The following is a 24,041-nucleotide window of genomic DNA, read 5'->3' as shown; positions in this document are numbered from 1 at the left end:
CCGGTGCCGCGCTCGACCGAAAGGTCGAGTCTGACAAACAAATATCCGCAGCTAGTCTTCGCCGCGCTCTTCCCCGGTATCGAACTTGTCTCTCCTACGATTACCGAAGAGCATCCGGCGTTCGAGCCGTTTGCCGAGCGCGGCATAATAGGTGCTGAGGAACGCGTAATCGTCATCGCCTTCCTGCCACTCCCAGCCGATTTTGCCGCGAATCGTACTCGCGACGTTCGATTGGGTTTCGGTATTGCCCGCGCGCAGCACATTTTCGAGCGTCTGCAACTCATATTCGCCATAGGCGTCGAGCTGTTCGTCAGTGAAGCGATAGGGCGTCGCCTCGTCCAAGCTGTCGCCGCCAAGGTCGATCTCCAGCTTACGGCGCGGCGCATGCACCACCCAGGTGCCCGCGATGATATCGCCGGCGCGCAGCCGATCCTTGTTGAACAGCGGGAAGAAGAGAAAGAGCCCGGCCCATAACAGGCCAATCAGCGCGATCAGTCCGTCCACGCCCTCGCCGCCCGCGAGAAAGGAGATGGGCAGGAATATTTCGATCTCGCGCATCAGGTTGCGCGCGATCACGGCATCGGCGGTCAGCCGGCCGCCGTCGCGCGCCACGACCCGCAACCCGACCGCCCGCTTGCCGAGTGTCGCCGAGCGCCGCCCGATCTCGAAGGCGATGAAATAGAAATTGCGCAGCAGGAAGAAGCCAAGCAGCCAGATGACCGCGACGACTTCGACCCCTTCGATCGTACCCGCCCCGATCGTTCCGAGCCCCGCCGCCACGACGACGATCGAAAAGATCACCAGGATGACGACGAGCAGGAAGAAATCGATCAGGAACGCCCCGGCGCGCTGGCCGGCTGTACCGAGTTTCAGGCGCAAATCGACGCCTTCGGGCGTGATCAGCGTCCGTTCGGCATGCGTGCGAACGGGGCTTGAGGGCGGTGCGGGGTTAACGCTCGCCATCTTCGGTCCTCGGGACGTAGAAATAGGCGCACCAGAGCGTAAACATGCCCGCCGCGATCGCGTAGCGCGTCCAGTCATCGGTGATGAGCTGGCGGCCGAAACCCTCGAGCAGCCCGGCGAACATCAGCATGACGATCACGCCGATCATTGCTGTCGCCGCCTTGCGCCCGGCCTTGCGCGCCGCGTTGAGTCGGCTTTCCATGCCCGGAAACATGATCCGCATGCCGATATGGAGGCCCGCCGCGCCGGCCAACACTATCGCGAATAGCTCGGTCGATCCGTGGATCAATAGCCAGCCGCCCAGCTCGAAGCCGAGCCCGCGCTCGATAAAGATCGCCGCAAACGCGCCAATGATCGCGCCATTATAGACCATCAGCAGCGCCGTCGGCACGCCGAAAGCGAAGCCCAAGGCAAAGGCGAAGATCGAGACCTGCGAATTATGCGTGAACAGATAGGTGGCGAACACGCCGAGCCCGTTGCTATCGCCCTCATGATAGAGGGTGGAGCGCAGCGCCTCGGTCGTCGCTTCGGGCCCGCGATCGCCGGCCAGGCCGCCCGGCACGATGGCGTTGAACCAGCTCGGATCACTGCTCACCAGCATATAGGCGGCGAGCGTGCCGACGATCATCAGGACCGCGGCCGCGATCGTCTCGCGCCATAGCCCGCGCACGGCCACAGGCCAGTCATAGGTGAAGAAACTCGCGACGCGCTGGCCGAGACTCGTTCGGACGCCATAAACGAAGAAATAAGCGCGCGTGCACAGCCCTTCCAGATAGGCGATGAGCGCCATATCGAGCGAGGTTTCGCGCGCTACGGAAAGCGATGAGAGCGCCGAGCGGTAGAGCACCGGCAGTTCGAGCAGATCGGTATCGGACAGCTTGCGCACCGATCCGCCTTCGGCGCGCTTGAGCAATTCCTCGAGCCGTGCCCAGTCTTCCTCGCGTTCCGCCCGGAACGTGGTGCTGTTGAAGATCGCCTGTTCGGCCGCGCGTTCCATCTACAGCAAACTCCGGCGCTTGAGATCGACATAGCTGGCGACGAGCCGCGTGCCGACTTCGTTGTGATCCGCTTCGAGGACATGCGCGCCCATCCGCTGCAGCCGGGCGATGACGATGGCGCGCTCGCGGAGCAGCGCACTCGCCGTCACGGCGCGCGAAACATCGGCCGTATCTTCGGGCCGGGCATGGGCGAGGCTCGTCAGCTCGGCGTCGCGCAACACGACGAACAGGACGAGATGCCGGTCGAGCATCCGCCCCGCCGCGCGCAGCATCAGCTCGGCGCTGGTCGGGTCGGCGAAATCGGTGAAGACGATGACGAGCGATCGGCGATGGAGTTGTGCGGCGAGCGTTGTCAGCGCGAGCGTGTAATTGCTCTCCTCCGGTGCATAGTCGATGTCCGCCGCTGTGCGCTGGAGCGTCGAAAAGCCGCGCGTGCCTGTGACCGTCGGGCTGGCGATGCGGGGGCGGCCGGCAAAGGCGAACAGGCTCGCCCGGTCCCCGGCCTTCAGCGCGACATAGGCGGTCAGCAGAGCGGCGGAGATCGCCCGGTCGATGCGCGGCAACCCGGCGATCGGTTCACACATCGTCCGCCCGCTATCGAGCGCGAAGACGATATGGTTGTTGCGCTCGGTGCGATATTCCTTCGCCAGCAACTCCGTGTGCCGCGCCGATTGCTTCCAGTCGATCGTGCGCCGGTCCATGCCGGGCTGGAACTCGGTCATGGAATCGAATTCCGTGCCGTCGCCCCGGTCGAGCTGAGCGATCAGGCCATGCGCCGCATCGCGCAGATAGAGCTGGATGCCCTTGTCATGGATCATGCCGATATTGGGCGTGACGAGGATTTCCGCGCCGAAATAGTCGCGCTTTTGCACCCAGGCGAGGCCAAGCGGGCCCGTCCAGCGCGCCCAGAGATGGCCGATCATCGCCGTCCCACGTCGATGGGCGGTAAAGCGCGTATCGACCTCGGCCTGTCCGTCGATCATATTGGCGCGTGCGCGGCGCCCGCCGCCTGTGTCGAGCTTTTCATCGACGCTCAGCGCAACTTCGATCCTCCGGGGCGAGCCGCCTCTGTCGACCCCGCCTTTGCCGTCCAGAAACCGCAATCGGCTCGTCACGGTAAAGGGTGCGCCCACACCAATCGTCGCCGGTTTCTCGATTTCGATGTCGAGTCGCTCGCGCCGTTTGGCGCTCGCCGCATCGAGCAGGATCAGCGCCGCCATCAGCACGATCCAGATCAGCCCCAGATACCAATATTGCGGGACGACCACGCCGATCACGAGCGCGGCGGGCGCGCCGAGCGCGGTCAGGATCACGGACCGGGCGGTCGGATAGATCATGCGCGTTCCGCCATTATGGCGCTCACCGCGGCGCCTCGACCTGATCGATCAGGTTGGCGACGATGCCGTCGGCATCGCGTCCGTCGATTTCGGCCGCGGCCGAGAGGATCACGCGGTGGCGCAGCACGGCGGGCGCCAGCGCCTTCACATCGTCGGGGATCACATAGTCGCGTCCGTCCAGCGCGGCCGCTGCCCGCGCGGCGCTCGCCAGCATCGCGGCCGCACGCGGACTGGCCCCGGCGTCGAGATCGGCCGTTTCGCGCGTCGCGCGGATCAGCGCGACGATATAGTTGGTGATATCGGGGACGAGCTTCACCGTCGCCGCGGCTTCGATGGCCGCGGATATCGCATCGCCATCGGCGCGGCATTCAATCTCGAAATCACTCGCCTTGGGCGCGCCGAACCGGCTGCCATGGACCGCGACGATCTTCTGTTCTTCCTCCTCGCTCGGATAGCCGACGGCGAGCTTGAACAGGAATCGGTCGAGCTGCGCTTCGGGCAGCGGATAGACGCCCTGTTGCTCGATCGGGTTCTGCGTCGCCACGACCATGAAACGGTCCGACAGCCGGTGTGTCTCGCCGTCGATGGTGACGGCCCGCTCCTGCATCGCCTCGAGCAGCGCCGCCTGGCTCTTGGGCGGCGTGCGGTTGATTTCGTCGGCGAGCAGCAGCTCGCAGAAGATAGGTCCGCGCGTGAGTTTGAACTCGCTGGTTTGGAAGTTGAACAGGTTCGCGCCGATGATATCGCTCGGCATGAGGTCCGGCGTGAACTGGATGCGCCCGAAATCGAGCCCGAGTGCGCGCGAGAAGCACTGGGCGAGGAAAGTCTTCGCCGTGCCGGGCGGGCCTTCGAGCAGGCAATGGCCGGAGGAGAAGAGCGCGATCAGCAGATGATCGACAATCTCTTCCTGCCCGACGATCGCTTTGGCGATTTCACCGCGAATGCTCTCGCCAAGCGGCTTGATGTCTTCAACCTTCATGGGTGACGGCCTTTCTCCAGTCGTAAAGCGCCTGTGCGGCGGCAAGTATCTCGTGCCGGCCCGTCGCGCGCTCGGCGGCGCGGGCCAGCGATGTGAATGGGGGCATGCTATCGGGGCCGAGCCCGTCGAGCCAGCGATCCAGCGCTTCGCCCTCCAGTTTGCGGGGGTTGCCGATCGCCGCGACCGCCGCTTCGCGCGCCATGCCGACATAGCGTTCGCTCGACAAATGCTCGCGGCGGGCGAGGCGCAGCAATTCGGCGCTGTTATCGACGAGCGCGCGCTTCCCAAAGGCGATCGCCCGGCCGGGCCGGAGTTCGGGCCCGAAGCGGTAGATCGCCTGGAAAGCGGCGAGCAGCGCGGCGGCGAGCAGGCAGAGCGTCAGCGCGAGGAAGGGCGGTTCGAAGGCGAGCGTGAGCAGGTTCCGCGCGCCGCCAAAGCCGTTGGCGACAAGCTCGAACCGGTACGGGCCATCGGTATCGTTTAGTTCGTCGAGCAGGAGCAGTGCGGCCTGCGCCCTTTCCGGATCGGCCAGTGCCTGATTGTTCAGCAAGTCCGGGTCGGAAAGTATATAGATCTGCGTATTGTAGACATTGGCGAGGACGATTTCGTCCTTCTCGGTTTCCATCAGCGATGTCAGATCCTCGCCAGATATGGTCTGAAGGTTTTCGGGCGCCGTGAACGCGACATTCTGTAGCATACCGCTCTGCAATCGCGTGCCGGCTCCCGTATTGCTCGTCGTCACGTCGATATCGACGAGGTGGGAAAGCATCGGCGTCACATTCCGGCCGATACCCGAATCCAGCCATTGAACCCGGTCGCGTTCTTGCGGAACCGGCATCGTCGCCCATTTCGGAAGCACGATAAGCAGCGGACCCCAACCATTGTCGATCAGCGCCTCGACCCGTTCGCGATTGCTGATCTGCTCCAGCGTCAGGATTGTCAGTCCGGCATCGGGATAAGAGTCTTCCTGCCGGATATAGCCGACATCGGCGCCGGTCTCCTCGAGCAGCGTGTAGACACCGCGAAAGCCGACAGCCGATGTCGAAAGGCCATGCGCGCGCCCATCCCGGCCGCTGCGAATTTCGGGTGCATAGGCGGTCAGCAGCAGGAATGCCGCGAAGCCGATAACGCCGGCGATCACGAGCAGGATCACCGTCTTCGCACTGAAAGGCGAACCGGTCTCCGTCATGTCCAGCTCTTCCCGAAGGCGAATTCCTCATAGGCCGACCGCGCTTCGCGCCAGCCGGATTCATCGACCGGCCGGGCCGCGAATATCCCGCGTTCGACCACTTGCGCGATCGACGAAAAGGCGGAGCGGGCGGGCGCGGGCAGGGCGGGCGCCCGGGCGATGTCCCGGCTGGTCAGCGCCGGGCGCAGGAAATCGGGCAGCCGTTCCTCGATATCGGCGACGCTGCGGAACAACAGCAGATGCGCGGCCTCGGCATAGCGACCCTGCTGCGCCAGCGCGTCGGCCTCGCCGAGCAAGCCCTGCGCCGTGCGGACTTCCGGCCGCCAATTCTCGGCGATCTCGTCGTCTGCGTCATCGGTGATCGGAGGATCGGAAAAACGCCGGTACAGCGCGCGCCCGATGCTGAACAGGATCAACCCGCCGACCCCTGCAACCGCGATCCAGAACAGCGCCTGCCAGAAGGGGCCGAGCGTTTCGAGCCATTGCAGCAACTCGACGAGCCAATTGGGCGTTGGCTCCCGCTCGGGCATCTCGAATTGCGTCATCTCGGTCTGGATGCGCTCGCTCTCGATCAGTTCGCGATAAGCGGACTCGAAGTCCTGCTTCCCGTCATCCCCGGTCGGCGGTGCCACAGCCGTCATGCGAACTCATTCCCCTCGCGCGATAGGCCTGCATAGCTTGGCCGTAATGGCATGGCGAGAGTGGACTTTTTGCGATATTGCCATCTGCTGTTGCTGAGACGTGCGAGCGAAAGGGGCGGGTCGGCATGCCATCCGAAGTGCAGGCATATCCAAGATTCAGTTTCGGCAAGACCGTAACCGACATGTTTGGCGTGATCGGCAGAAATTTTCTTTTACTGTGCGGTCTCGCGCTGCTTTTGTACGGCGTTCCGTCCGCGCTTTTCACGATCTTCCTGTTTGAAAACATGACGTCGCTATTCGCCGATGCGGCAACCGCGGAGGCCATGCCTTCGGCATTCGATGCGTTCGGCGCGTTTGGGACAAGCTTTATCGTCAGCACGGTTGGATCGATTTTCATTTCCATATTCACGCAAGGCGCGATGATCTGGGCGGTACTGCAGGACCTGGATGGCAAGACACCCGGGTTCGGCGGCGCGCTGAACGCCGGTCTTCGGTTCTTTCTCGTGATTTTCGGGATAACGTTGATCGTCTATATCGCTTTGGGTGCGGTCATAGCGCTTCCTGCCATGCTGGTATTCGGCATAGGGGCTATCGGAACGGCCGCGATACTGTTCCTGATTGTGATTATTCCGCTAATTCTATTCCTGATGGTTATCGTGCTGGTTGCCGTTCCGGCGGCGATTGCCGAGGGAATCGGGCCGATTGGCGCCGTATTGCGAAGTATCGAACTGACTAAAGGTCATCGCTGGAAGTTGTTCGCGATGATCATCATCTATTTCTTTGCCGCGACGATCATTTCGAGTGCGATCAGCGGCGCGACGATGCCGTTCATGATGATGGGCGATATCGATCCCGGATCGCCGTTCGATGGCCTGACGCCGATCATGGCAATTCAGGCGTTTCTCGGTTCGTTGACGTTGGTGATCGCCTATCCGGCCATTGCAGCGACCTATCATAACCTGCGCATTGCCAAGGAAGGCCTGAAGCAGGAAGATGTCGCCGATATTTTCGAATAGAGCCGAAACGCTTTTGGACGCCGCCGCGTTCGCCGGTTATGGACGGCCTCGAAAAGTCAGGAGATAATGCATGAAACTGGGATCGCTCAAAGGCGGACGCGACGGAAAACTGGTTGTCGTCAGCCATGATCTCGCCTGGTGCGCGGATGCCGCGCATATCGCGCCGACGCTGCAGGCCGCGCTCGACGATTGGGACGCGATTGCACCGCAGCTTGAAAATCTCGCAACCGATCTCGCGCATGACGTGATCCCGAAGGAACGGTTTCACGAGCGCGAAGCCGCCTCGCCGCTGCCGCGCGCCTATCAATGGGCGGACGGCTCGGCCTATGTGAATCACGTAGTGCTCGTGCGTAAGGCGCGTGGCGCGGAGATTCCCGACAGTTTCTGGGAAGACCCGCTGATGTACCAAGGCGGATCGGACGGCTTTATCGGTCCGCGCGATCCGATTCCCTTGCCGGACGAAGAATGGGGCTGTGATCTTGAAGCTGAGATCGTGGTCGTCACCGGCGATGTCGCGCAGGGCGCGAGCCGGGATGAGGCGCTCAACGCAATCCGGCTGGTCGGGCTCGTCAACGATGTGAGCCTGCGCAACCTGATCCCGGCCGAGCTCGGCAAAGGGTTCGGTTTCGTCCAGTCCAAGCCGGCGAGCGCCTTTTCGCCGGTGTTCGTAACGCCCGGCGAACTGCCCAACTGGAAAGAGGGCAAGCTAAACGGGCCGCTGATGGTCGATCTCAACGGCAAGCCCTTCGGCCGCGCCGATGCGGGCGAGGATATGACATTCGATTTCGGGACACTGGTTGCGCATCTCGCGAAGACGCGCAGCCTCGTCGCCGGCTCGATCATCGGTTCGGGCACGGTGTCCAACCGCGACGAAGATGGCGGCCCCGGCAAGCCGATCGATCAGGGCGGGCGCGGCTATAGCTGCCTCGCCGAAGTCCGCATGGTCGAAAAAATCCTCCACGGTGAAATGAAAACACCCTTCCTGTCGCACGGCGATACCGTGCGCATCTGGATGGAAGACGAGCATGGTCACGCCACTTTCGGCACGATCGAGCAGGAGGTTGTGGAGGCGTAATCCCGGTCCTCCATTCCCAGACCATATCCGAGGAGTCCCGTCCGTGCAGTTTGAACTCAATCGACGACAAGCGTTGAAATGGGCCGGCGCGACGATGGTCGCAACCGCGTCTCCCGTACCGGCCTTTGGGCAGTCCAGGGCGTCGTGGGTCCCGGACGCGCAAACCGAAGAGTTGCTGACTGCCGCAATGCGCGAACATCGCGTGCCCGGTGTGGGTCTGGCGATCATCGAAGACGGCGCACTGGCCTGGCAGAAGGGCTATGGCGTCACGAATATTGAAACCGAAAGCCCGGTTACCGAAGCGACGCTGTTTCAGGCGGCGTCGCTCACAAAGCCGCTCTTTGTCTATGTCGTCATGAAACTGGTCGACGAGGGCCGAATCGGGTTTGACGACCGGCTTGCCGATTTCTTCCGGCCCGCCGACTATGTGGCGAGCGACTGGAACGCCGCGATCACGGTGCGGCACGTCCTGACCCACCGGACCGGACTGCCCAACTGGCGGCCGGCGGAGGACGAGAATGCCATCCTTCAGCCCGCGTTCGCGCCGGGTACGGCTTATTCGTATTCGGGCGAAGCGTTCCATTGGCTCCAACAGGTGTGCGAGACGATTACCGGCCTTGGATTGCACGATCTGGTCGCTGAATATCTGTTCGCACCTGCGGGGCTTTCGGACATGGCGATGACCTGGCTGCCGGGCCGCGACGCGCGCGAAGTCCATGGCCATGTAGTCAGCGAGGACGGGGAAGCGGCGCTCTCGGATTTGCAATTCGCGCGCGAGCAGGGCTGGCGGCTGCACGAGGTCGCCCAGCGCTGGGACAGGCCGATTACGCGCTGGACCTCGGCGGACCTGAGGGCCGCGCATGCCGTAATGCGGCCGCACACGCATCCGCGTCTTGCCGACCGCCCGTTGTGGCGCGTGAACCGGCCGGGATCGGCTGTGATCGACAGCGCATCCAGCCTGCGCACGACGGCGGGCGATTATGCGAAGTTCCTCACCTTGATGATGCCGGGTCGCGAGCGGCGGCGGTTGGAAATCTCCGAGGAGCTTCGGCGGATGATGCTCACAACGCAGTCAGAGCCATCGGAAAACGGTCCAAACCGGCCTGCCGGTTACGGCTGGGCGCTAGAGCCGCGCGACGGCGGCGTTGCCTACGATCATTGGGGTTTTAATGCGGGCCAATATATATCGATGGGGCTCGGCGACACGGCCAATCGGCGCGGTATCGTGATCATGACCAACGGTTCGCGGGGCAACCGGTTCATGGATCATATCGGTCCGATAATCACCGGCACTGATTATCGAAGCTTCTTCTAAAGGCTGATCGGCCCTACCGCCGCGTCCATGTCTGCGACTGGCAGATGATACCGCCGAGCACACAACCAGTGACGCGCAGTGAGCCGTTCGCATTCAAGCGAAGCCGCGCGTTGTAGCTGCGGCCGTTCTCCGGATCGTAGATCTGGCCGTGCCGATATTGGCCGCCATCGCGGCGAAACCCGGTCAGCACGCGCACGCCCTGGATCGGGCGATCGCGCAGATTGGGGTCGGGATTGTTGACGTCGCGCTGGCCCTCTTCGACATCGACGAGGATGCGCGCGATCCGGCCGCAGATATTCGATCCGCACCGCTCGACCGCGATGATCGCGCGATTATCCTCGGTCAGCCAATTGCCAATGATGCTCGATTGCGCCGAAGCGGGCACGGCGGAGACCGCCATCATCGCTACGCAGAGTCCGGCAAGGCGCGAAAAGAGTTTCATCAGCATCTCCAAGGGTTTGAATCGACAGAAGCTGAATCGCGCCTAGCCTGTTTCGCTTTCCTGCACTAGTGCGCTGTCTTTGCATATAAGATGAACGGAGAGGACGAGAATGCGCGAAGACGAGTGGGTGATCGGCGTGATCGGCGGGTCCGGGCTCTATGCGATGGACGCGCTCGAGAATGCCCAGTCGATCCGGGTCGAGAGCCCCTGGGGCGAAGCATCGGACGAACTCGTGATCGGGGAGATCGCCGGTAAGCGCTTCGTCTTCCTGCCGCGCCACGGCAAGGGTCATCGCATCCCGCCTAGCGAGTTGAATTTTCGCGCCAATATCGACGTGCTGAAACGCGCGGGCTGCACCGACATGCTCTCGCTTTCCGCAGTCGGTTCGCTGCGCGAGGATTTGCCGCCCGGCAAGTTCGTAATTGTCGACCAATTCATCGACCGGACCTTCGCGCGCGAGAAAAGCTTTTTCGGCGCCGGGCTCGTCGCGCATGTCTCGATGGCCGATCCGGTCTGTCCGAGCCTCTCGGACCGGGCCGAGGCGGCGGCGAAAGCGGCAGGCGCCGACGTGCATCGCGGGGCAACCTATCTCGCGATAGAAGGACCGCAATTTTCGTCGCGCGCGGAAAGCGAGCTCTACCGCTCATGGGGCTGTGACGTGATCGGCATGACGGCGATGCCAGAGGCCAAGCTCGCGCGCGAGGCGGAGCTGCCCTACGCGCTCGTCGCGATGGTGACGGATTACGATTGCTGGCGCGACGGTGAAGACCATGTCGAGGTGCACGACATCCTCGCCACCCTCTCGGCCAATGCCGATATGGCCGCGCAAACGGTCGTCGAGTTCGCCAAGGCGCTGCCCGATACACGGCCCACCAACCCGCTCGATACGGTGCTCGACATCTCGATCATCACCGCGCCTGATGCGCGCTATCCGGCGATGCTGGCAAAGCTCGATGCGGTCGGGAAGCGTGTGTTCGAAAGCCAATAATTCCCTCTCCCCTGGCGGGAGAGGGTTAGGGAGAGGGGGATAGGACGGACTGAAATCGTTAGGCGCCGCGCCCCACCCGCTTTCCCCTCTCCAATTCCGACTAGTTCGCTGCGCTCACAAGCCTCCATATCCTCTCCCGCAGGGGAGAGGAGGTTCAGGCCGTGCAGCTCGCGCCGCCGAGGACGCAGAAGCGGGCGCAATGGGGGTGGTTGAGCGATACATCGCGGCTCGCCTCAGCCAGCGTCTCGCCCAACTGGAAGTCGTCGCCATAGGGGAGCAAAGTGCAGGCGGTGACCATGGGCCGCTCTGCGCCTTTGTGCTTCACTACCATTCGGCTCGATGCGCACATCACGCTCTTCGGATCGACGTCGAGAATGCCCCAACAGGCGGCGGTGATCTCTGGCACGTCCGCGCTCGCATCCATTTCCGGAAACAGGACGAGCCGCGCGGGATCGGCCGCGTCCATACGAATGCCGGTTTTGGCGAATAGCGCGGCATAGCCCCTGCGCGCCATCGCATCGTCTTCATGCGCGAGATGGCGGCCGGCGACAGCGATCGAAAAACCATTGTCGGACAGCCATTGCAGCCCGGCCATGCCCTTGTCCCAGCTATTGGGGCCGCGTTCAGCTTCGTGCGCGGCCTGCGTGTGATGATCAAGGCTGACGCGGAATGTCATCCGGTCGCCGTAACGCGCGTTCAGATCGAGCAGCGCCTCTTCGAAACGCTGCATCGGCCGCATCGCATTGGTGAGCACCAGCACGTCGAACCCGCGTGCAAGGCAGCTTTCGAGCATCGGCACCATCTCGCGGTTCATGAAGGGCTCGCCGCCGGTAAAGCCGATTTCGCGCGTACTCAGTCCCTCGCGTTCGATCTCGTCGAGATAGGTCTCGACTTCGGCGAGCGTCAGATAGACGAGCGCATCATTGGTCGGCGAACTTTCGATGTAACAGCTCTTGCAGGCGAGGTTGCAGAGCGTGCCCGTGTTGAACCAGAGCGTCTCCAGCTTTTCGAGCGCGACGGTCGCGCGCGCTTCCCCCTTGGCCGTAACGGCCGGATCCCGGAACTTGGCCGGATCGAGCGGCGCGGCATCGGCGATTTCGAAAGGCGAGGGGCCTTCTAGCGGCTGCGTAGCAATGGCGGGATATCCTGTCTGATTGATGTGCCCATAAACGCGCGGGCGCGGCTAAAGCAAATATTTGGCCCGGAACTTCGCCCATCGTTTCGGCAGGCCACCGAAGATCGTCGGCTCCCAGATGGCGAAACCGGCCTGTTTCGAAATGTCCGAGCGCGTCGGATAGGGGACGATCGCGCCGCCGATGGCAAAGGCGTTGGCCTTGCCGCCGATCGCGAGGCTCCAGGGGAGGAGGAACTCGCCCGCATGCGGCCCGACGACGGTCGCGCCCAGCACTTTCTTGCCCTTGCGGATGATCTTCAGAAAACCCTCGGATTCATTTTCCGCGCGGGCCCGGTCATTCTCGGCGAATTCCTGCTTCGTGACCGCGACCTTATCGCCATATTTCTCGCGCGCCTGCGCTTCGGTCATACCGACATGGCCGAGTTCGGGATCGCTATAGGTGACCCAGGGGAGCGCCGAATAATCGGCCTTGCCTGACAGGCCGAGCGCGATCTGCAGAATGACAAGCGAACCTTCATAGCCCGAGGCATGGGTGAAGCGTGGGCCGACCCGGCAATCGCCGATGGCGTAGACCTTCTTGTTGGTCGTGCGGCGGCGCGCATCGACCTCGATGCCGCGTGGGCTCCATGCGATCCCGCCATTTTCGAGGCCGAAGCCGGTGAAATCGCAGGTACGGCCCGTCGCGACCAGCAGATGGGTCGCGTCCACCGGATCGCCGTTGTCGGTCTCGACGCGGATGCCGGCCCCGGTTTTGGATACGCGCACGACGTTTGTATTCTCGCGAATATCGACGCCCTCGGCGCGGAACCGGTCGACGACGATCTTCGCGGCTTCCGGATCGTCCTTGTCCATCACCTTACCGCGCTGGATGACCGTGACCTGGCTGCCGAGCCGCCGGAAACTCTGTGCCATCTCCATGCCGATCGGCCCGCCGCCCATGATCGCCAGATGATCGGGGCGTTCGGTCAGACCGAAAATCGTCTCGTTGGTCAGATAGTCGACGCTCTCGATGCCTTCGACCGGCGGGATGAACGGCTTGGAGCCAATGGCGAGCACGATGCGTGGCGCGTTCAGCGTCTCGCCGTTCACTTCGATCGTCGAACCGTCGATCATCTTCGCATAGCCGCGGATGACCTCGACGCCGAACTCCTCCTCGAAACGTTCCTGGGAATCGTCGACGGCGATGGCGTCTATAGCGCCCTGCACATGATCGTGCACGGCCTTGAAATCGATCTCCGGCTCCACATCGGCGATGCCATATTTGGCGTTCTCGCGCATTTCCTGCGCACGCCGCGCGGCGGTGATCAGCGCCTTGGAGGGCACGCAGCCTGTATTCAGGCAATCGCCGCCCATCGGGCCTTTCTCGATGAGTGCGACTTTCAGCCCGAACTGGGCGCAGCCGCCTGCGGCCGTGAGGCCCGCCGAGCCGGCGCCGATTACGATTACGTCATGGGTGCGTTTCATGATGCCTGTTCCCTGTCTCTGTCGCGTCCCTGTGTGTCGCGCCGTGTTGCCGCGATGTCTCGACCGGGCTTTTCGGGAAGGTGGCGATAAAGGTTACAATCGCGGTGCATTTGTGTAACCGATCCTCAACCTGTTCCGAAACCCTTTGCAACAGACATTCCCGCCGGAGATACGCTTTGAATATCGAGAATAGCCGCGACTATTATGGGCAGGTGCTGCAAGGCTCGGCCGATCTGAAAACGGACGCCTGCTGCACGATTGAAGCGCCGGCGCCGGAAATTCTTGAAGCCCTGGCCAACGTCCATCCCGATGTGAAGGCGCGCTATTATGGCTGCGGCCTGATCGCGCCCGAGGCGGCCAGGGGCATGCGCATCCTCGATCTCGGCAGCGGGTCGGGGCAGGATGCCTATTTGCTGGCGCAGCTCGCCGGCGGGGACGGCAGCGTTGTCGGCGTCGATACGACACCCGAGCAGCTTGCCGTCGCGCGCGACCATCTCGATTGGCATGCCGAGCGGTTCGGTTATCGCAATGTCGAGTTCGTCGAGGGCGATATCGAACAGCTCGATACGCTCGGCCTCGAGCCGGCGAGCTTCGACATCATCGTCTCCAACTGCGTGATCAATCTTGTCGCGGACAAGGCCAAGGTGTTTCGCGACGCGCATGCGCTCTTGAAGCCGGGCGGCGAATTCTATTTCTCTGACGTCTATGCCGAACGCCGCGTGCCCGAGCCGCTGCGCGCCGATCCCGTCCTCCACGGCGAGTGCCTGTCGGGGGCGCTCTATTGGGGCGATTTCGATATGCTGGCCAAGGAAGCGGGCTTCCGCGATCCGCGCCTTGTGACCGATCGGCCGCTGGTCATCGGCGATCCCGCGGTTGCGGAGAAGGTTGATGGCATTCGCTTCTTCTCCGCCACTTATCGGCTGTTCAAGCTCGACGGTCTTGAGCCGCGTTGCGAGGATTATGGCCAGGCCGTGCGCTACAAGGGCACGATTGCCGGCCATGAACGCGCTTTCATGCTCGACGAGCATCATGTCATCGAAAAGGGCCGGATGTTCGCCGTGTGCGGCAATACATGGCGGATGCTGGCCGATACGCGCTTCGCCGATCATTTCGAATTTTTCGGCGATTTTTCGACCCATTATGGAATCTTCCCCGGTTGCGGCGATCTGATGCCGTTCGATGCGGCGCCGGCGGGCGACGCGGTGTCGGGCTGCTGCTGATTTGACCTGCTTTCTGGTAACCGGGGCGGCGGGGCTGCTCGGCGGCGAGATAGCGGCCGCGCTGGCCGGCAAGGGGCACAGCGTCATCGGCCTCGTCCGCAAGAACCGCGCCGTCATGCATGGCGACCGGGAACGCATGCCAACAGGCGAATGGACAGGCGATCCGCCCCCGCCGGGCGAAGTTCATCTGCTGCAGTGCGATGTCCGCGATCCGCAATTGGGACTCACGGCCGAAGCCTATAACCGTTTGGCGAACCAGGTGGAGTGCATCGTCCATTGCGCGGCCGTCGTGCAGTTCGATGCCGACGAAACAATCTATGAAGCGGTGAATATCCGCGGCACCGGCCATGTGTTGGATCTGGCGCGCGCGCGGCCCGGCGCGCCGGCTGCGCTGCTGCAGGTCAGCACCGCCTATGTGTGCGGCGAGCGGGATGGCCCGATTGCCGAGGACGATGCCTCCCGGCCCGCGCGTTTTTCCAACCCCTATGAGGCCAGTAAATTTGCCGCCGAGGCGCAGGTCCGCCAGGCGATGGCGGATGGGATGACGGCGGCGATTGCCCGGCCAAGCGTCGTCGTCGGGCGCGCCGCGGATGGCGTGATCGCCGGTTTCGATACGATCTATATGGCGTTCAAATTGCTCGCCGAGGGACGGATCCGGACGATCCCGTCGACGCCCGATGCGACGCTCAACTTCGTCCCGCTCGATCATGCCGTAAAGGGTATGGTAACGATCGCCGAGCGGATCGAAGAGGCGCGGGGACGGACCTTCCATCTGGTGGCGAGTACGCCCATGCCGGTGTCGGACTTCTTCGCGCTGGTCCGCGACTATCCGCAATTTTCCGATCCCGAACAGGTGTCGCCGGAGGATTTCGATCCCGCCATGCTGTCGCCGCTCGAACAGCGGTTCCATCGGCGCGTGGCCGCTCTCTACACCAGTTATTTTCAGCGCAATCCATTGTTTTCGCAAGATAATATTATATCGCTGGCCGGCTCGGGCGGCCCCGATGCGGATCGCGCGCTGATGCGGCGACAGATCGACTTTGCGATTCATGCGGGCTTTCTGCCAGCCGAGTCGGTTCCGGCCGAATAACCAAGAGCGACGAGCCGAGCGCCGCGCCGGACCAAATCGGGACGGCTAAAACGGTTATCCACAAACACGGTCAACCGGCATGGTTAATCTTCACAGGAAATTGCCGTCTCGCTCCGATTTAACCCTTTTTTTACGGTGAACGGCCTTTCCAACCCACCCGTGCGCGGTCATAAAAGAGTCAAACAAACCCGAGCGATGTGAAGGCGGCCTTTTGGTGAGCGCACCTTTTCGATTCCCACGATTCTTTGTAACGGCGCCTAGCCCGTGCCCCTATCTCAAGGGTCGCATGGAGCGGAAAGTGTTCACCGAGCTGCGTGGCCCGCACGCGGCGGAACTCAACGAAGCGCTCGGACGGATCGGTTTCCGGCGCAGCCAGTCCGTCGCCTATCGGCCGAGCTGTGTGGGCTGCCAGGCCTGTATCTCGGTGCGCGTCGTCGCCTCGCTGTTCAAGCCCAATTCCAACCAGCGCCGCCTGCTGCGCCGGAACGGCGATCTTGAGGTCAATGCCTGCGAAGCCTGGACGACCGAAGAGCAATTCTCACTGCTGCGCCGCTATCTGAGCGTGCGCCATCCCGATGGCGGGATGCATGAGATGGACGAGATGGATTTCGCCGACATGGTCGAGCAGACGCCGGTCGACACTTATATGATCGAATATCGCGAGCCGTCTCAAGGCGGGCGTCCGGGCCGGCTCGTTGGCGCCTGCCTGACCGACCGTCAGTCGGACGGCCTGTCGATGATCTACAGCTTCTTCGATCCCGAACATCCTGATCGGAACGGGCTCGGCAATACCATCATCCTCGATCATATCGTGCATGCCGCCAAGGCAAGCCTGCCCTATGTCTATCTTGGCTATTGGGTCGAGGGCGCGCCGCGCATGCGCTACAAGACGCGCTACAAGCCGCTCGAAAAACTGACGCCCAGAGGCTGGGTGCCGTTCGAGCCCGATCCGCTGGCGCGCAAGACCAAAATCCCGAATACGTCGGACAAGGTGTTGGCCAACACCGATTAGCGCCGGTCGCGGCTATTCGACCTCTTTCATAAAGGGCGGCAAGGGCAGTGCGGCGCGCGCCTCGGCGATCGCAATGGCCCATTGCGCGGACAGCATGTTGAAATATTCGTCGGTCTGCTCGATCCGCCGGAACAGGGCGGGCGTGCGTTCGTCCGTGGGCAGGATTGCGATGTCGAGCGGCCGGCCGACGCTGAGATTGGAGCGCATCGTCGAATCGAACGAGACCAGCCCCGTTTTCACCGCATCGTCGAGCGGGGTTTCAAATTCGAGCGCGCGGTCGAGAATGGGCTTCCCATATTTGGTTTCGCCGATCTGCATGAAGGGCCGGTCGGGCTGGCAACTGATGAAATTGCCTTCCTTGTAGATGTGATAGAGCCGCAGGGGCCGGCCCTTGAACCGTCCGCCGAGCAGCATCGATCCGGAAAAACTATATTGGCTGTCTTCGCCGGCCGTTTCCTTGATCTCTTCGCGCGATATCTGCAGCGCTTCGCCGACAAGCCCCGCCACCCGGTGCATATTGGGCATATCGGCCGGGAAACGCGGGCCGCTGCTGTCCTCATCTTCTTCCAACCCCTCTTTCAACAGCGCGAAGGCCGATTGGGTGACCGACAGATTGCCCGCCGTGCAGGCGATGATCGTGCGGTCGTCGCTCTGTTCGAGGATATGTAGCTTTTTGTATGAGGAGATATTGTCGACGCCGGCATTGGTGCGCGTGTCGGCGATCATCACCAACCCGTCTTTCAGCAACATTCCAAGGCAATAGGTCATGCGAATCCGGCCGCCATGTTCGAGCGATAAGCGGTTAGCGGGGAAGAGCGGTTTCGGATAGCCTCAATCTGCGCCGATATGTGGATCGGAGAATCGCCGGCGGGCCGTCAATTCTGGCTCTGTCTTTGCGCCTGCGTGACCCGGACATCGACCGAAAGGGACTCATCGCCGCCGCCGATACGCAGGCCGGCGACCGGCGCGGCATCGCGATAATCGAGGCCGCAGGCGACGCGGATATAGGCATCGTCGGGGCCGATCCCGTTCGCCGGGTCGAAACCCGTCCAGCCGATATCGGGCAGATAGGCCTCGGCCCAGGCATGGCTCGCTTCCTGCTCCTCGGCGCCGTCGCGGCGGAACAGATGGCCGGAGATATAGCGCGCCGGAATGCCCATCGACCGGGCGGCCGCGCAGAAGATATGGGCATGATCCTGGCATACGCCCTTGTTCGCCGCGAAGGCCGTTGCCGCGTCGCGCTCGACCGCGTCGAGCGTCGGCTCGAAGCGAATTTGTTCGAGCAAGCGCTGCATCAGCAGGTGCATGCGTTCGAGCGGGTCGGACTTGGCCGAAGCGACATCGGCGGCGAAGGTGCGGATCGCGTCGTCGGCGCGGCTCAACGGGGTGGCGCGCAGAAAGGCCTGGGCGGGCAGGGGCTCCGGCGCGTCTTCGACCATGCCGGATCGGTCGTCGGTCAGCACCTCGCCCGATACGGTCAGCGCGACATTTTCGACCGGGCCGTCGATGTAGAGCATGGTCACCCGATTGCCGAAGCCGTCGCGATGGCTGCGCAGCCGGGCGTCGCAATCGACATCGATATGCCAGTTCATCACGGTCTGCGCGGCAAAATTCACCGGCGTCATCCGCAGCAGCTGGACGAGCCGGCGCTGCGGCTCGCTGAACGCATAATCGGTGCGGTGATCGATATTCAGATGCATGATGCAAATCCGTCGAATAGAATATGTTTAGTGTTGCGCTAGAGGTTCCAAATTCCAATCCGTTAGTCCTGAGCCTGTCGAAGGACGCTTCTCCGCCGATAGACGTCCTTCGACAGGCTCAGGACTAACGGTAAGTTCAAAGCGGTATCGCCAACACGACCATTGCCGTCAGTCGAACCGGAACTGTTTGGTGATCGCCTGACTCAGCAAGCGGTTTTCCTCGATAAAGGCTTCGAGATATTCGTGCAGCCCGCCGCCGATAATCTCGCGGATGTTCGTCGCGGCGATCCGTCTTTGCCGCAGCCGCGCCATGCGGTCGGCCTCGCCCTGAAAACCGGTAAGCCGGCCGAGATCGGCGAGCAGCTCGACGGTATCGTCGACGGTCGCGGCGATCGAGCGTGGCAGTTCGCGGCGCAGGATCAGCATTTCGAGCACGTTGCGGGCCGAAAGCCCGTCGCGATAGAGCCAGCGAAAGGCCGTGTTTGCGGAAACGGTCTGCAGGATCGTGCCCCATTGGTCGCGATCGACGAGCCCGCCCACTTCTTCGCCCTCGGGCAGGATGATGTGATATTTCACGTCGATCAGGCGGGCCGTGTTGTCCGTGCGTTCGATACTTTCGCCGAGCATCAGGAAATAGAAGCTTTCCTGCCGCAGCATGCGATGCAGCGCGCCTTCGAAGCCGCGATTTTCGGCGATCAGGGCTTCGAGCAGGTTGATCGTCCCCTGCGCGCTGCCGACCGCGCTCCGCCCGTCAATATTGAGCCAGGCGCGATTGATCGACTCCCAGCCTTCCCGGGTCAGCGCCGTGCGCACGGCGCGCGCATTCATCCGGGCATTGTAAAGACAGTTGCGGAGCGAGTTCGGATTGTCCTCGGAAAAGGTCAGATAATTGGCGACATTGCTCGGTGTGATCGTCTCGCCGGTCTGTTCGAAATCATGGCTTGCGGCCGCCACTGCCAGCGCGCTGGACCAGGCGCCTTCGCCGGCGGGCCGGGCGGAGAGGGCGTCCAATCGCACGGTCGCCTCGATCAGCCGGGCGGTGAATTCAGCGCGCTCCATATAGCGGCCGATCCAATAGAGATAGGAGGCGGTACGCGCGAGCATCAGCTGGGTTGCTCGCTTTCGGGGCGCAGGACGAGGCTGTCCTTGGTCCCGCCGCCTTGGCTCGAATTGACGACGAGTGAGCCCTCGCGCAGCGCCACACGCGTCAGCCCGCCCGGCACGGTCGTCACCTTCTGGCCGTCGGAGAGCACGAAGGGGCGGAAATCGACATGGCGGCCCTTGGCACCCTTCTCAGTGAGTGTCGGGACGGTCGATAGGTCGAGCGTCGGCTGGGCGATATAGCCGTCCGGATTGTCCTTCAGCGCAGCGCGGAACTCCTCGATCTCCTCGCTGGTCGAGGTCGGGCCGACGAGCATGCCATAGCCGCCCGATCCGTCGACTTTCTTGACGACGAGGTCGGCGAGATTGTCGAGCGTATATTGGAGCGCATCGGGCTCGCGGCAGCGCCAGGTCTCGACATTGGGCAGTTTCGCCTCCTCGCCCGAATAATATTTTACGATTTCGGGCATGAAGGAATAGATCGCCTTGTCGTCCGATATCCCGCCGCCCGGAGCGTTGATCAGCGTGACATTGCCGGCGAAATAGGCCGCCATCAGCCCCGGCACGCCGAGCATGGAATCGGGGCGGAAGATCAGCGGATCGAGAAAATCATCGTCGATGCGCCGATAGATGACGTCGACGCGCTTGCGGCCCTCGATCGTCCGCATCCAGACGATATCGTCATCGACAACAAGGTCCGCCGCCTCGACCAGTTCGATCCCGACATTGTCGGCGAGAAAGCTGTGTTCGTAAAAGGCGCTGTTGAAATGGCCGGGCGTCAGCAGCACGCAGCACGGATTGCCCGGCGCGCTTTCCGGCGCGACCGCCTGCATCATCGCGCGCAGGGCATCGGTATAGCCGTCCACCGGCTCGACCTCGAAGGCTTCGAACAGTTCGGGGCAGAGCCTGAGCATCGCCTCGCGGTTCTCGAGCATGTAAGAGACGCCGGACGGCGTGCGGGCATTGTCTTCGAGCACGAGAAACTCGTCCGGCCCCGTACGCACCATATCGATGCCGCAGATATGCGCATAAACGCCGTGCGGCGGGCGATGGCCGTTGACGACGGGCGTGAAGCCGGGATTGCACAGGACGAGATCGGAGGGGACGACGCCGTCGGCGAGGATTTTGCGCTCGCCATAAACATCGTCGAGGAACATGTTGAGCGCCGTGACCCGCTGCTCCAGTCCCTCGGACAGCGATTGCCATTCCTCTGCGGTAAAGACGCGCGGGATGATATCGAACGGGATGATCCGCTCGGCCTGTTCCTCTTCGCTATAGACGTTGAAGGTGATGCCGAGCTGGCGGAACGCGGCCTCGGCGGAGTCCTGCCGCCGGCGCAACTCCTTTTTCGGCGTTTCGCGGATCCAGCGGGCGATGGACTCGAAACCCGGCCGCGGTTTGCGCCCGCGGCTATGCCCCCAAATCTCGTCGAAAAACCGTTTTGACATGCTGTGATGTAACAATGCACGAGCGGCCGCCTTGGTTCAACTACAGGCGTTCCGCTGCCCCGAACGCATTTCGGTTTCGGACCATTTGGGTTAGGATGAGCACAGATAGGAGAGGATCGATGACCGCAATCACGCATGTCGATGCCAGTGTGGCGCCGGAGGGAATTTCGCGATTGCTCGCCGAGCAGGGCGCGGTAATTGTTGACGGGCTGATGCAGGGCGATCAGCTGAAGCGGCTGACCGATGAGATTATGCCCTATGTCGAGGCGACCGAGCTCGGGCGCGACGATTTTACCGGGCGCAAGACGACGCGCACCGGCGCGCTGGTCGCGCGGTCACAGGCATGCCGGGAGCTGGTCACCAACAGCACGATCCTCGGCGCCTGCGAGAAATTCCTGCTGCCCTTTTGCGATCGCTTCCAGCTCCATCTAACCCAGCTTATCCGCATCCGGGACGGGCAGGGCGTCCAGCCGCTCCACCGCGACCGGCTGGCCTGGGGCGGCTATCTGCAGCGCGTGATCGAGCCGCAGCTCAACACGATCTGGGCGGTCACCGATTTCACCTTCGAAAATGGCGCGACGCAGGTCGCGCCCGGCAGCAATCTCTGGGAAGACGATACGCGCCTCCCCACCGAGGACGAGCTGACCTGGGCCGAGATGGATGCGGGCTCGGTGCTCGTCTATTCGGGCAGCGTCATCCATGGCGGCGGCGCGAACAATTCCGGCGCGGACCGGATGGGCCTCAACATCACCTATGCGCTGGGCTGGCTGCGGCAGGAGGAAAACCAGTATCTCTCCTGTCCGCCGGACATCGCCAAGGATTTCGATCCCGAACTGCAGGCGCTGCTCGGCTATGCGATGGGGAGTTACGCGCTCGGCTATTATACGCCGCCCCTGCCGCCCGGCGAGGGGCCGGAAGTCGTGCCGCCCGATTTCCTGTTCGGCGAGAAAGCCGCTGGCTGGGGCGATGATCTCTACGATCAGGTGACCCAGCGCTCGCGCGAAGGCACGCTCGGCGGGTAAGCCGCCACCATATCGACAGCCGGGAGTAAGCGATGGAACCCTATCAGTCCTTGAGCCGGTCGATCGCCGGCAAAGTCGCGATCGTCACCGGCGCCGCCAGCGGCATGGGGCGCGCAACCGCGCATCTGTTCGCGGCCGAAGGTGCGAAGGTTGCCGTCACCGATCTGAAGCAGGACGCTTGTGATAGGGTGGCGGAAGAGATCGCCGAGGCAGACGTTTCGGGCGAAGCGGCGGCATGGGCGCTCGATGTGTCCGATCCGGATGCCATCACGCGCGTTGTCGGTGAAGCGGCCGAGCGGTTCGGTGGGATCGATATCCTCGTCAACAATGCCGGCTTCGCGATCCCCGCCGATATTGCCGAGCAAAGCTACGAAGATAGCTGGGGTCCAACGCTCGCGGTCATGCTCTCGGCGCATCAGCGGATGATCCGGGCCGCGCTCCCGCATCTGAGGCAGTCGGACAGCCCGCGCATCGTCAACATCGCCTCAACCGAAGGGCTCGGCGCCACGCCGGGCAACAGCCCCTATGTTGCCGCCAAGCACGGCGTGATCGGCCTCACCCGCGGTCTCGCCGTCGATCTCGGGCGGGAGGGGATCACCGTGAACTGCGTCTGCCCCGGCCCGATCCGGACCGGGATCACCGATGCGATCCCCGAAGAGCATAAGACGATCTACGCGAAACGCCGCGTGCCGATGCGGCGTTACGGCATCCCCGAGGAAGTCGCGCATATGACGCTCTCCTGCGTCCTGCCCGCGGCGAGTTTCCTCACCGGGGCTGTGATCCCCGTAGATGGCGGGTTGACGATCAAGAACGCGTAGTTTGTCAGACCTCGGCTACGCCTCGGTGCCGCGCTCAACCGTCAGGTTGAGTCTGACAAACAAACTCCCGGCGCCGCGATTTTCCGATAGGGAAATTCTGACAAACAAAAACAAATAAAAAGAGGCCGCGGCAGTTTCCTGCCGCGGCCTCGCCCCTTTTACCAGGATTTGGAAACCCCGCCCTGAAGTCTGGGTCGGCGGGTGGAGGTCAGGCGACTTGCGCCTGTTCTTCTTCCACCGGGTCGCGTAGCACATAGCCACGGCCCCATACCGTTTCGATGTAATTTTCGCCGCCCGAGGCAAGGCTGAGCTTCTTGCGCAGCTTGCAGATGAAAACGTCGATGATCTTGAGTTCCGGCTCGTCCATGCCCCCATACAGATGGTTGAGGAACATTTCTTTCGTGAGCGTCGTGCCCTTGCGCAGCGAAAGCAGCTCGAGCATCGCATATTCCTTGCCCGTCAGATGGACGCGGTTGCCGTCCACTTCGACGGTCTTGGCGTCGAGATTGACGGCGAGCTTGCCCGTCTTGATGACCGACTGGCTGTGACCCTTGGAGCGGCGTACCACGGCATGGATGCGAGCGACCAGCTCTTCGCGATGGAAGGGCTTGGTGACATAATCGTCGGCGCCGAAGCCGAAGCTGCGGACCTTGCTATCCATTTCGGCAATGCCGGAGAGGATCAGGACCGGCGTCTGCACCTTCGAAAGGCGCAGCTTCTTGAGCACGTCATAGCCGTGCATGTCCGGCAGGTTCAGGTCGAGCAATATGATATCGTAATCATAGAGCTTGCCCAGATCGAGGCCTTCTTCGCCAAGATCGGTCGTGTATACGTTAAAGCCTTCGGTGGTCAGCATCATTTCGATGCTCTTTGCCGTGGTAGGCTCGTCTTCGATCAGCAGCACGCGCATCAGGTCACCCCTTGTTTGTGGCACCGAACGAGACGCCGCCCCGAACGGCTCAGTGCAATTCATTAACCATCGGAGGTATGAACGTAAAAGGTTAAAGGGCAGTTAACTCCACGAGTCGCGGACCTGTGACATTTGGGACTCACTCGCTTTTTGCGCTGGAAAGGCGGGTTTCTGAGCC

At 62.7% G+C, this 24,041-nt stretch carries 23 protein-coding genes; 9 read left to right on the top strand and 14 right to left on the bottom strand.

Annotated elements, in window-relative coordinates:
- Positions 1-51: 51 nt before the first annotated feature.
- Genes Q0974_RS15460 through Q0974_RS15435 form a run of 6 tightly spaced genes read right to left on the bottom strand, consistent with a single transcriptional unit; the run spans position 52 to position 6,107 of the window.
- A complete protein-coding gene (locus tag Q0974_RS15460) occupies positions 52-963 on the bottom strand; it encodes an RDD family protein (protein ID WP_299329427.1) in 912 nt (303 codons plus the stop codon).
- Positions 950-1,960: a stage II sporulation protein M gene (locus Q0974_RS15455; protein ID WP_299329425.1), complete on the bottom strand. Its 1,011-nt coding sequence runs from the start codon at positions 1,958-1,960 to the stop codon at positions 950-952. The genes Q0974_RS15460 and Q0974_RS15455 overlap by 14 nt, the downstream gene beginning before the upstream one ends.
- Positions 1,961-3,298, bottom strand: coding sequence for a DUF58 domain-containing protein (locus tag Q0974_RS15450; RefSeq protein ID WP_299329423.1), 1,338 nt, complete (start codon positions 3,296-3,298; stop codon positions 1,961-1,963).
- A 22-nt stretch (positions 3,299-3,320) separates the two neighbouring features.
- Complete coding sequence (locus tag Q0974_RS15445; protein ID WP_299329421.1) at positions 3,321-4,277, bottom strand: MoxR family ATPase; 957 nt, start codon at positions 4,275-4,277, stop codon at positions 3,321-3,323.
- Positions 4,267-5,466 carry a hypothetical protein gene (locus Q0974_RS15440; protein WP_299329419.1) on the bottom strand — a complete coding sequence of 400 codons (1,200 nt, stop codon included), beginning with the start codon at positions 5,464-5,466 and terminating at the stop codon, positions 4,267-4,269. The genes Q0974_RS15445 and Q0974_RS15440 overlap by 11 nt, the downstream gene beginning before the upstream one ends.
- A complete protein-coding gene (locus Q0974_RS15435) occupies positions 5,463-6,107 on the bottom strand; it encodes a hypothetical protein (protein WP_299329417.1) in 645 nt (214 codons plus the stop codon). Before Q0974_RS15435 ends, Q0974_RS15440 begins: the two co-directional genes overlap by 4 nt.
- 125 nt (positions 6,108-6,232) lie before the next feature.
- Here Q0974_RS15435 and Q0974_RS15430 point away from each other — a divergent pair, with 125 nt between their 5' ends.
- From Q0974_RS15430 to Q0974_RS15420, 3 genes are all read left to right on the top strand, one after another.
- The gene (locus tag Q0974_RS15430; RefSeq protein WP_299329415.1) at positions 6,233-7,123 is read left to right on the top strand and encodes a hypothetical protein; all 891 of its coding nucleotides are present in this window, start codon (positions 6,233-6,235) and stop codon (positions 7,121-7,123) included.
- 70 nt (positions 7,124-7,193) lie between these two features.
- Entirely contained in the window at positions 7,194-8,198 is a 1,005-nt protein-coding gene (locus Q0974_RS15425; RefSeq protein ID WP_299329413.1) for a fumarylacetoacetate hydrolase family protein, read from the top strand.
- A gap of 43 nt (positions 8,199-8,241) precedes the next feature.
- Positions 8,242-9,513 carry a serine hydrolase gene (locus tag Q0974_RS15420; protein ID WP_299329411.1) on the top strand — a complete coding sequence of 424 codons (1,272 nt, stop codon included), beginning with the start codon at positions 8,242-8,244 and terminating at the stop codon, positions 9,511-9,513.
- Between the two features lie 13 nt (positions 9,514-9,526).
- Here Q0974_RS15420 and Q0974_RS15415 read toward each other — a convergent pair whose 3' ends face one another.
- Positions 9,527-9,955 carry a DUF2147 domain-containing protein gene (locus Q0974_RS15415; protein WP_299329409.1) on the bottom strand — a complete coding sequence of 143 codons (429 nt, stop codon included), beginning with the start codon at positions 9,953-9,955 and terminating at the stop codon, positions 9,527-9,529.
- A 109-nt stretch (positions 9,956-10,064) separates the two neighbouring features.
- Between Q0974_RS15415 and Q0974_RS15410 the strand changes: the two genes are divergently transcribed.
- On the top strand, positions 10,065-10,943 hold the full coding sequence (locus Q0974_RS15410) for an S-methyl-5'-thioadenosine phosphorylase (protein WP_299329407.1): 879 nt from the start codon (positions 10,065-10,067) through the stop codon (positions 10,941-10,943).
- 154 nt (positions 10,944-11,097) lie between these two features.
- Here the strand turns inward: Q0974_RS15410 and Q0974_RS15405 are convergent, their stop codons facing one another.
- Together Q0974_RS15405 and Q0974_RS15400 are read right to left on the bottom strand one after the other, a co-directional pair.
- On the bottom strand, positions 11,098-11,946 hold the full coding sequence (locus tag Q0974_RS15405; protein WP_299329449.1) for a radical SAM protein: 849 nt from the start codon (positions 11,944-11,946) through the stop codon (positions 11,098-11,100).
- Positions 11,947-12,126: 180 nt separating this feature from the next.
- Positions 12,127-13,542 carry an FAD-dependent oxidoreductase gene (locus tag Q0974_RS15400; RefSeq protein ID WP_299329405.1) on the bottom strand — a complete coding sequence of 472 codons (1,416 nt, stop codon included), beginning with the start codon at positions 13,540-13,542 and terminating at the stop codon, positions 12,127-12,129.
- Positions 13,543-13,718: 176 nt separating this feature from the next.
- Here Q0974_RS15400 and Q0974_RS15395 point away from each other — a divergent pair, with 176 nt between their 5' ends.
- The 3 genes from Q0974_RS15395 (at position 13,719) to Q0974_RS15385 (ending at position 16,864) form a co-directional block, all read left to right on the top strand.
- A complete protein-coding gene (locus Q0974_RS15395) occupies positions 13,719-14,762 on the top strand; it encodes a methyltransferase domain-containing protein (protein WP_299329404.1) in 1,044 nt (347 codons plus the stop codon).
- Position 14,763: 1 nt separating this feature from the next.
- Complete coding sequence (locus tag Q0974_RS15390; RefSeq protein ID WP_299329402.1) at positions 14,764-15,852, top strand: SDR family oxidoreductase; 1,089 nt, start codon at positions 14,764-14,766, stop codon at positions 15,850-15,852.
- Between the two features lie 214 nt (positions 15,853-16,066).
- Positions 16,067-16,864: an arginyltransferase gene (locus Q0974_RS15385; RefSeq protein ID WP_299329400.1), complete on the top strand. Its 798-nt coding sequence runs from the start codon at positions 16,067-16,069 to the stop codon at positions 16,862-16,864.
- A 12-nt stretch (positions 16,865-16,876) separates the two neighbouring features.
- Here Q0974_RS15385 and Q0974_RS15380 read toward each other — a convergent pair whose 3' ends face one another.
- The 4 genes from Q0974_RS15380 to Q0974_RS15365 form a co-directional block, all read right to left on the bottom strand.
- A complete protein-coding gene (locus Q0974_RS15380; RefSeq protein WP_299329399.1) occupies positions 16,877-17,614 on the bottom strand; it encodes a peptidase in 738 nt (245 codons plus the stop codon).
- Between the two features lie 125 nt (positions 17,615-17,739).
- On the bottom strand, positions 17,740-18,564 hold the full coding sequence (locus Q0974_RS15375; protein ID WP_299329397.1) for a transglutaminase family protein: 825 nt from the start codon (positions 18,562-18,564) through the stop codon (positions 17,740-17,742).
- 168 nt (positions 18,565-18,732) lie between these two features.
- Positions 18,733-19,668: an alpha-E domain-containing protein gene (locus Q0974_RS15370; protein ID WP_299329395.1), complete on the bottom strand. Its 936-nt coding sequence runs from the start codon at positions 19,666-19,668 to the stop codon at positions 18,733-18,735.
- Positions 19,668-21,113 carry a circularly permuted type 2 ATP-grasp protein gene (locus Q0974_RS15365; RefSeq protein ID WP_299329394.1) on the bottom strand — a complete coding sequence of 482 codons (1,446 nt, stop codon included), beginning with the start codon at positions 21,111-21,113 and terminating at the stop codon, positions 19,668-19,670. Before Q0974_RS15365 ends, Q0974_RS15370 begins: the two co-directional genes overlap by 1 nt.
- 119 nt (positions 21,114-21,232) lie before the next feature.
- Here Q0974_RS15365 and Q0974_RS15360 point away from each other — a divergent pair, with 119 nt between their 5' ends.
- On the top strand, positions 21,233-22,135 hold the full coding sequence (locus Q0974_RS15360) for a phytanoyl-CoA dioxygenase family protein (RefSeq protein ID WP_299329393.1): 903 nt from the start codon (positions 21,233-21,235) through the stop codon (positions 22,133-22,135).
- A gap of 32 nt (positions 22,136-22,167) precedes the next feature.
- Entirely contained in the window at positions 22,168-22,953 is a 786-nt protein-coding gene (locus tag Q0974_RS15355; RefSeq protein WP_299329391.1) for an SDR family NAD(P)-dependent oxidoreductase, read from the top strand.
- A 208-nt stretch (positions 22,954-23,161) separates the two neighbouring features.
- Here Q0974_RS15355 and ctrA read toward each other — a convergent pair whose 3' ends face one another.
- On the bottom strand, positions 23,162-23,863 hold the full coding sequence (gene ctrA, locus Q0974_RS15350; RefSeq protein ID WP_299329389.1) for a response regulator transcription factor CtrA: 702 nt from the start codon (positions 23,861-23,863) through the stop codon (positions 23,162-23,164).
- Positions 23,864-24,041: the final 178 nt, after the last annotated feature.

Origin of the sequence: Parasphingopyxis sp. (assembly GCF_028279465.1) — a bacterium.
In the GTDB taxonomy this organism is placed as follows: domain Bacteria; phylum Pseudomonadota; class Alphaproteobacteria; order Sphingomonadales; family Sphingomonadaceae; genus Parasphingopyxis.
Note: the sequence above shows the minus strand (reverse complement) of the source record. Positions and strands in the feature narration are given on the sequence as shown.